7 protein-coding genes are annotated in these 8,928 nt (G+C 52.0%); 3 read left to right on the plus strand and 4 right to left on the minus strand.

Going from position 1 to position 8,928, the window contains the following annotated elements:
* Window positions 1-86: 86 nt before the first annotated feature.
* Both J3482_RS18730 and J3482_RS18735 read right to left on the minus strand, forming a co-directional pair.
* Entirely contained in the window at window positions 87-317 is a 231-nt protein-coding gene (locus J3482_RS18730; RefSeq protein WP_206922918.1) for a hypothetical protein, read from the minus strand.
* A 325-nt stretch (window positions 318-642) separates the two neighbouring features.
* Window positions 643-1,539, minus strand: a complete 897-nt coding sequence (locus J3482_RS18735) for a hypothetical protein (protein ID WP_146823641.1) — start codon at window positions 1,537-1,539, stop codon at window positions 643-645.
* 419 nt (window positions 1,540-1,958) lie between these two features.
* On the opposite strand from J3482_RS18735, the gene J3482_RS18740 reads away from it, so the two are divergent.
* Window positions 1,959-2,321 carry a hypothetical protein gene (locus J3482_RS18740; protein ID WP_146823643.1) on the plus strand — a complete coding sequence of 121 codons (363 nt, stop codon included), beginning with the start codon at window positions 1,959-1,961 and terminating at the stop codon, window positions 2,319-2,321.
* Window positions 2,322-2,681: 360 nt separating this feature from the next.
* Here the strand turns inward: J3482_RS18740 and J3482_RS21670 are convergent, their stop codons facing one another.
* A complete protein-coding gene (locus J3482_RS21670) occupies window positions 2,682-4,616 on the minus strand; it encodes a sensor histidine kinase (protein ID WP_206922919.1) in 1,935 nt (644 codons plus the stop codon).
* Between the two features lie 211 nt (window positions 4,617-4,827).
* Here J3482_RS21670 and J3482_RS18750 point away from each other — a divergent pair, with 211 nt between their 5' ends.
* Window positions 4,828-6,279, plus strand: coding sequence for a hypothetical protein (locus tag J3482_RS18750; RefSeq protein WP_206922920.1), 1,452 nt, complete (start codon window positions 4,828-4,830; stop codon window positions 6,277-6,279).
* 138 nt (window positions 6,280-6,417) lie between these two features.
* Window positions 6,418-7,788, plus strand: coding sequence for a dipeptidase (locus tag J3482_RS18755; protein ID WP_146823822.1), 1,371 nt, complete (start codon window positions 6,418-6,420; stop codon window positions 7,786-7,788).
* Between the two features lie 125 nt (window positions 7,789-7,913).
* Here the strand turns inward: J3482_RS18755 and J3482_RS18760 are convergent.
* A partial coding sequence (locus J3482_RS18760) for an MATE family efflux transporter (protein WP_206922921.1) occupies window positions 7,914-8,928 on the minus strand: 1,015 nt, incomplete at its 5' end.

Raw genomic sequence — 8,928 nt, forward strand, 5'->3', positions numbered from 1 at the left:
AAGAGGTTACGGCTTCTTTTTTGGCTCATACTCGATGAACTCTTCGGAACGGATTTCGACATAAGCAAGGTTGTTGCATAGATCATTCAGCAGCCCCTATGTAGGGCGTTGTCATAACTTGCAATTGCATTCTTAAGCGTCGCGGCTTTCATTTGGGACTGACTAATTTGACTTTGCACCTGCAACTGCTCATCTTGCAACTGCTGCAACTTCTGATTGTCTTGTGATAACGTGTCAGCCTTCGCAGAAGGGACGGAAAGTGCAAACGTACCTATCAGCAAAATTCCTGCGGATATTCCTTTTAGCTTGCTGTTCATTCTCGACCTCTCAAACCCGACTTATATTTTCTTCTCTTAAGTCCCTAATCTTCGACATAAGTTGACGTTTTCCTGCATGTCAATTCAAAATTTGACGACATCCCACAGGCGACGGTTCGGTGAAATCATAGCGAACTATGCATGCGCTAGGAAGATAAGGTATTTCTCGTGCCTTCAATCCATCAGATCCCTCGCAAATCCGAAAATCGGGCACATATCCTACCTAAGTTGCTCCAGCTCCCGGCTCCCGTGCTCAACGGCGCCACACCCACCCACTCCCGTGCCCGATGCCGCCACTCACCCGTAAGCCGCGTGTTCACCGCGTCTACTTAGATTTAGATGGGCCCGACTGAATGACGTGCAGAATTTGGCTCTTCGTCATCCCGGGTTTAAAGGTATAGCGCCCGGGGCGGATCGTCCTATCTAAACCTGCGTTCTTGAGTACCATGTCAAACTGTATCGCTGGCTCATGTATCAACTGATGCGCATGTAAGAAAACAGACAAGTCGTGAATCGACATCCCTGGTCGCAATGTGAACGTGTAGGCAGAAGCAGTCGATGACGTAGAATGACCTGCGCCGCTGCCACCAGTGGAATTGCCCGTCGAACTAGACGTCGGATTGTCACTCGCCGCACTCGCGGCGCTCGTGTCATTTCCAGTCTGTGGTCCGGCTGAGGGGGTCGGATTCGTCGCTGTATTCACTGTGGTCTTGGCTTGGCCGACACCGGTAGTCGCGCTGTCCCATTGTCCAGTCGAAGCCGAGACAGATTTGCTAGTCGATTGCGGGGTGTGAACCGCATAACCGATAATCCCAGCAACAACCACGGATACGGCAAATGCAATCCGGTAAAACCAATTCCACCGCAGGAGTGGTCGATGGTACATCGACACCACGGATGTGACGTGCCATTGTAAATCATGCCACGCCAATCGCACGTCCAGCACCCGTTGTCCGACGGACCCGCGCACGTAGAACACAATGGTGTCGCCTTCCATCTCCGTCACCACGACTTCGCCGCGAAGGATGGCGTTCCACAGTTTTTCGAGCGTTTCCGGGCTATCGTCAAAGAGGCTTCCGGGGGCCCGTAAATACGGTAAAATCTCTCGCTGAAACGAGTCCTTGGGTATCTCGGGGAAACCGAGATCGCGGACAGCAGTACGAAACGATGTATGAATCACAGACCGAATCAGAGGATTCGAATTAAGCTTGGCATCTTGCACGAGCATTCACCTTTTCATAGGGTTTAAACACAGTCACCAGGGTGACCGTGCCGATAACATAGCGGGCATCACAACTGCAAATCCATCCATCGCGATGAAACACACCTCTTCAGTCTAACAGGAAATCGACACAATAACCGCCTAGTCGACAGAAAAGTTAGTCTATCGCAACTCGCCATATAGAAATTACGGTACCCAGTGTCCCGGTGTGGGGGCTTTGTGTCCAGGCAATGAATGACATTTGTCAAGCTGCGCAATTTCTGTCCCCTGTGATATTCTCATAATCGCGCGCCATCGGCACACATAGTGCACACATTGTCGTGATAACGCCACATTTTCGTGGATACGATACAAAGACGAGAAGAATCACCTAACGTCGTTGTGTCGTAATTAGGTACTCTTTTGGGCAGGTGATTGGGTTGGCTAAACCAGCGTTGCAAAAGTGGGTTGTAGAGAAATGTCTCAGAGAGAATCCCGCACCTTTTCAGCAGAATGGGGCATCGTTCACATGGGCGGGCGACACGCGGGTCAAAAGTAAGCAATCGGGCCGCGTCTATCCAGTCCATGTGGAAATCCACGTGGAGGCCGATAAACGTACGGAGAACCAATTATCCGCCTGTTTGTGCCGCACCGAAGGTGTGCGGTTAGAGGATTTACAAATCGCGCATATGGTCAGTACACGGCTGCACGGCAAAGTGCATATCGCCGGTCTACCTCAATCTGATATCGAAGTAGACTTCAACAAATTCGTAAAATCAATTGCCGAAGAAAAGGACGCCTAACCCGCACAGGGTCACACAACTGACAGGCGGTGCCCATCGACACCGCCTGTCAGCGCCACAGTGATCGTTCACATCGTCAGTACGCTAAAACGAATCGTTTCCTCAGAATCCTTTGCTTGACCTGCCGTCCAACCGCGGACCGCGGACCACCCATTTCCTGCAGACATTTTGCCTCATCCTCCGACAGAGTATCAATGTACCGATGGGCCCCAAGTTTCAGTGCCAAAGCCTCTTTATCGCGTCCGCGCGAGCCGCACTGTTACGCAACGCCCCAAACGTCGTCACCCCTGCACACATCAAAGGCGCGGCGTCGACGGACTGAGCTACACGATGCAAATTCATCCCATTCACGCCATCCAATTAATGGGTTTCATGCGCAATCGGCAGTGTAATCCGTATCGTCGTGCCGGTTTCATCACTATCCTGGACGCCAATATGTCCACCGTGTGCCAGCACGATAAACCCACAAAAGGCGAGCCCTAGTCCTACCCCATTCTGTTTAGACGAACGAAACGGCGTGAAGATAGTCTCCCACTCGTCCTTCGGAATACCGGTTCCGGAATCTTGCACATCGAGATGAATGTAATTGTCGACAACATGTAACTTAACGCAGACACTTTTGTGCAGCGCGTCCGGTGAAATTGCCTCAATCCCATTTTTCATAAGATTGACGAGTACCATGCATAACTTTTCTTTATCGACCGATGCTGTAACGTCGTAAGCGTCCTCGGCAACCTGCAGCTGCGTCGACACGCCGTGCTTATCTGCAATCGGCCCAACAATGCGGAGTGCATCGCGTACAATATCGACCACCGGCACGCTTTGAAAAACGACATGCCCATTCTTCAGAAACTCGTTAAATTCGTGCACGACATTGTCCGCATGCTGACCAGCCAATTTCATGCGGTGCACCAATTCGACGCCACGCTCCGACAGTTCTGGCTCCACTTTCGGCAGAAAATCAAGCGCAAACTTCATCGCAACCAGCGGCGTCTTCAACTCATGCACCATCGCCTGTGTCACCAACCGCATATAATCGACACCCTGCCCCCGCTCTCGGCGAATACACTCTCGCAGGTAATCGTACAAACTTCTCGACATGACGTTGACACGATTGGCCAGATCTCCAATTTCATCATTACGTCGAACGACGACCGGCTCATTGAAATCGTGATTAGCCAACCGATTGACCTTATCCGCAATCTCGCGAATCGGACGAATCAACAAACTCGACGCGAAATACGCAATCACCACGATGAGAATCAATAGGACAAGCGAAATCATTAAACTGTTGTGCAACTGCTTGTGCAACGTGCGGGTAATCGTACCGTAATCCGTCACCACTTCCACGACATACTTTGTGCCGCTCTGGGACTCCGGCATAAACGTCTTCACGACCTTATGGCCGTGGACATCGTCAAGCACAGTCTGGATTTTTTGCGTCCGCAACGCGGCATTTTTCTCTGCAACGTCAAGGGGTCTATTTTGATAGGTGTACTTGCCATACATGACAGGTTGATTAGCCACGTCCACCCAAGACGTCTGTTTATACCGATATTGAATCGGTTTCGTGCCGAAATTCTGATTCAAGACGGTCAGCCCGACTATCGCGGGCTCTGACTTGAGGAGTTGCTGAATAAACGTATCCGTCCCCACGTCATCGGCGTAGTCTTCGAGGGATGAGCTTTCAATAAACGGATCAATAATATAATTGGTTGACCCGTCATAATAATACCCCCACTTATCCACCTTCGTCGGATCAGACGTGGCATTCGCAAACGGGCCTGTCCAAAAGTCTTTCATCGCCGTACCGTATGTCGACAATTGCGGCTTTCCTTTTAAAAGATCTTGAAAAGCCTTGTACCACAGATTCATCTGCTTCGTACTTAATCCCACTTCTTTCGGATCTGACGATTTCACCCCGACAATGTCATCGACTGTCGGCTGAAACAGTGTAATCTCGCTGACACCGACATTTTTAGCCACCGTGCGCAATTGCGCGTTAGTCACTTTCGCGGCATCAGGATTCAGTTGGTGCTCAGCCGCGATAGCCGCCATACGCAACTCTGTCCCAAGTAAATTGTCGATATAGGTTTCACCGCGCCTAGCCTGACCAATCTCTAAATTGAGCTGTTGCGAAACTAAGCGATTCTGCTCGGTGATTCGCTGCTCGAGAATCGACTGAGTCGACCAGTAGTAAAGCGCGTTACTGAGCACGAGAATCATAACCATCACACTCACCAGGACCAGTAGTGTCTTGGTTCGTATGGAAAAACGCATTGGTATCTCTTTCACCTTGCTTACCACCCCAATATCCCCTTAATCATAGTGGATTTTTAGGAAATGAGAAAATGGCATTTTTTAGCACGCAGTCAGGGGAATCCGCGTTTTCGTTTGTTTGCCCGCCGCTTTCTCTCTAAATTTCGGGAAACTTGTAACGTACCCCACCACTCATACGTTATAACAGAAGGAGAAAATAGCAATTTACGTTAAAGGGGGAAACCACATGCACACAATGACCACCCGCGGCCGACTGTTACCACTCGCTATCACAGCGATGGCCGCCACGCCGTTCTTGATGACACCATCCGTGCACGCTGCAACCACGCAACACAAGATTCCCATCTCGATTTCCGGCAAACAGGTCTTATCCATCCCATCCATCGTGGCACCCGACCCGGTCACAGGCAAACAGACTAGTTGGCTGCCCGCAATGGACGTAGAAACCATCGCGCGCAATCTCGGCTTTGACGCCCATTGGATAAACGGCGTCAACCAACTGCAGTTGCTCTTACCAGTGGGATCAACGGCGCCCAGCGAACAGACGCTATCCTACCACGCACCGAAAGAGAATCAGTTTATCACCTTAGTCAATTTCAAACCGGTTCAATATGCACCCGTGCTTCAACAAAAGGGACAGAGCACAGAGGATTATTTACCAGTCTACTACGTGATGAAAACATTCAAATCGTTGGGAATCTCCAGCACCTGGAACGGATCTGCCTGGACCTTTACAAATCCATTTCAAACCACAAACGCGAACCCAGTTCCTTATCCACTCAATACGACGTTCTCGTTAACCCTGGCAAACGTGGACGCCCAAGATGAGGGATTGCCAACGCCACCCGTCCCGCCTGCGTCGCCAGTGACCCTCACCCTGCCCTTCATTTCGTCGCTCCAATCGTCGACACAGGCTTTTCCTGAAGCAAATCACGACGTACCCGTCGAAGATTACGTTCAGACAGGCTCAGCCGAGTATACGATACAAGCCCCCATGGACAGCGTCGAGGCGTGGTACAAACAGGCATTTCCCACACAGGGATATCATCAAGTCGGCTCAGGGCAAACGGGCAACTTTAAAACGGGAACCTATTCCGAAAGTCTGATTTTTGCGCCCACCTCACAACAAAGTGTGGATCCACTTTCCGTCACGGTCAGCTTTGAACCTATCGACAATGGACAAACGCTGGTCGACTACTGGGTAACGGATGTCGTCCTGCCTCCAAGGCCACAGGACACCTATCTCCCTTCCAATATCTCTGAGGTCGACGTGACCGTCGCCGGATCGGCAACCGGATCATCCACAGCTAACAGCGCCGCTTCTGGCAACTCAGAGGAAAATTCGGACCATTCGTCGATAAGGATTACCGATGCCACCACCATTCAAAAACTGGTCGCAGCCATTAACGGGTTGACGAACGTGGCGGCAGAAGGCGTGGAGGGTGCGCCATCAGGCGCGACAACGACCGCCGTGAGCAACGCGCCAAACCAACCCGCGTCAATCCTGGACACAAAGGCGACGCTAACCTTTATCACGACAACTGGGCAACAGTATCAAGTGACTGCAGAAAAGCAGGGGCAAACGGTCCTGCCAGTCACCGTTCAAGGCATCCCATTGGCGGATAATGCGGGAACCGTCTGGACGACCCTGGAACAATTCGTCCACCTGCCGCAATAGCGACCCCCTATCTCCGACACTTTGAAGTTGCTAGAATTGTGGTGAATTGACGTCATAGACTATCTCATGTGTCCTACATCCGAGGAAAGACTCAGCAACTGAGTATTCCGTGACCAAATTGCCAAAAGGAGTGATGATATGGAAGATTGGCAACGCTATTTGGACGAACATCAGACCAGGTTTACCGAGGAACTTGTGGACTTGCTGCGGATTCCTAGCATTTCAACGGATTCCGCCTACCGCGAAGAGGTTCGGAGCGCCGCGCGTTGGACCGCCAACCGGCTGCAGCAGGCTGGCATGGAACACGTGCAAATCATGGAGACAGGCGGTCATCCCATCGTCTATGCAGACTGGCTGCACGCAAAGGGACGTCCGACGGTGCTTATCTATGGACATTTCGATGTGCAACCGGCTGACCCGCTCGAACAATGGGCCCATCCCCCGTTCGAGCCACACATCGAAAACCACACGGTCTACGCACGGGGTGCCTCAGACATGAAAGGAAATGTGCTGTTGCCGATTCTCGCTTGTGAAGCGCTGCTCCGCTCAACGGGCGAAATCCCCATCAATATCAAATTTCTCTACGAGGGCGAGGAGGAAATCGGAAGCCCATCGTTGGAGCCATTCATCCAGTCCAACAGTGATATGCTTGCTTGCGATATAGTCGTGTGTGCAGACGGCGGTGTCGGATCGGAAGAAGCCCCCGTCATGAACGTCGGACGGCGCGGATTAACAGCCATTGAAATTCACGTCACAAGCGCCAAGACAGATTTGCACTCCGGAGGGGCCGGCGGCATGGCGCCAAACGCCATTCATGCACTTGTCGCCCTACTCGACTCCATGCGCGACAGCGAGGGCCACATTTTGGTAGATGGATTTTATGACGACGTGCGCCCCATCACCGACGACGACCGAAAAGAGCTCAGTCAATACCCATTTCATCCTGAAGTGTATAAGGAAAACACCGGGATTAAGGACTTTTTCGGAGAACCGGCGTACAGCCCTGTTGAGCGAAATACGATGCGGCCCACGCTGGAAATCAACGGCATCTACGGTGGTTATCAAGGCGAAGGGACAAAAACGGTAATTCCGCGCGAAGCTACAGCCAAAATCACCTGCCGATTGGTCCCCGACCAGACGCCTGAAAAAATCCGGCAGCTGCTCATCGCGCATATCAATCAGCATGCGCCAAAAGCGGTCGACGTAACAGTCGAAACGTTTGCAGGAGACGCCAAACCATATGTCATCCCGCGCCATCACGAGGGACTATTGGCACTGGAGCGCGCACTGTCTGCCGTGTCGGACAAACCGCCCGTACGCGTCCGCGGCGGCGGTACCGTGCCGGTGACCGCCCTACTAAAAGATGCGCTCGGTGTGGAGACCATCACGCTCGGCGCGTCGCTTGGGAATGATCACGCCCATGCTCCAAACGAACACTACGATTTACACAACTTCGCGCGAATCCAACGCGCATACTGCCTACTTTTCGAAGAACTGGCCAAGGCGTAACGCGCTTGTCGCGACAGTTGGCACGCGTTGCATATGAAAAACTTCCAGTCACTCGCGTGTAAATAGAAACAGCGCCCGGCAAATGTGCAAAACGCACCTTCTCCGGGCGCTGCCCTTCCTTAACCCTAATCGACACTTGGCCCCGAACGAATCACCGATACCGAGCCCCAATCCAGTGTCAAATAGCGCACTGCATTGCCCGCGCCCAGCAGGACAATTAATGTGGCGAGCGAAATCCACGCACCAACTTGCCCCAAGTGAACGACCCATACCAAGATAAGCGTCAGTGGGATAAACACCAGCCAGTTGGAAATCAACGACATGCGATACAAATAGGTCGTATCTCCCACGCCACGCAGGCCGCCGGCAAAAATAATATTGGCGCCATCAAACAGCTGGATGAACGACGCAATGTGAATCAGTGAGATGGACAGTAGATACACGGCCGGATCAGACGTATAAATCTTAGAGACCGGCAGCGCAAACAACCACAGAAAGATGGAGAACAGCGCCATGAAAATCAGGCCGCCAGCCGCCGTCAACAAACCGCCCTTTTTGGCCTGTGCCGGAGCCCCCGCCCCGATGTCCTGCCCAACAATGACAGTCGCTGCAGCGCCGAATCCGTTCGCTGGCATAAACCCGAGCGATAAGATATTGAGCGCAATTTCGTTTGCCGCCACCGCTGTCGTGCCCAGTCGCGTGATACACATCGTAAAAATAAGCATACCAAGGCTCATTGACAACTCCATGACGCTCAGTTTGATACTCTCCTTCGCGAGCAGCCGAATGCGCGACCACTCTATCCCATACCAGGTACGCGTCGCGAATCGCTTTGCATACCCTCCGTAATAGACGATGAGACTGAGAATGAATCCAAGTCCCTCCGTAATGACCATACTCCAGGCGGCGCCCTGTAAACCAAATCCGCGCCAACCCAATACGCCATACGTCAAGAAATAGGTCAAGACAATGAGCAAGCCATTCGTAATGATGGAGATGATCATCGGCGTCCGCGTATCACCAACCGCGCGCATGTACGCGAAAAACACGACGGTGAACATCGTAAATGCAAACGAGAACATTCGCACACCCAAATAAGGCGTCCCAGCTGTGACAATCGCGCGATTCGCACCGAGCATG

It is taken from the genome of Alicyclobacillus suci, from assembly GCF_017329615.1.
In the GTDB taxonomy this organism is placed as follows: Bacteria; Bacillota; Bacilli; order Alicyclobacillales; family Alicyclobacillaceae; genus Alicyclobacillus; species Alicyclobacillus suci.

What these genes read in the sequence shown, in the direction of transcription:
- J3482_RS18750 (WP_206922920.1), top strand. Translation starts at nt 4,828, where the DNA reads ATGCACACAATGACCACCCGCGGCCGACTGTTACCACTCGCTATCACA.
- J3482_RS18755 (WP_146823822.1), top strand. Translation starts at nt 6,418, where the DNA reads ATGGAAGATTGGCAACGCTATTTGGACGAACATCAGACCAGGTTTACC.
- J3482_RS18730 (WP_206922918.1), bottom strand. Translation starts at nt 317, where the DNA reads ATGAACAGCAAGCTAAAAGGAATATCCGCAGGAATTTTGCTGATAGGT.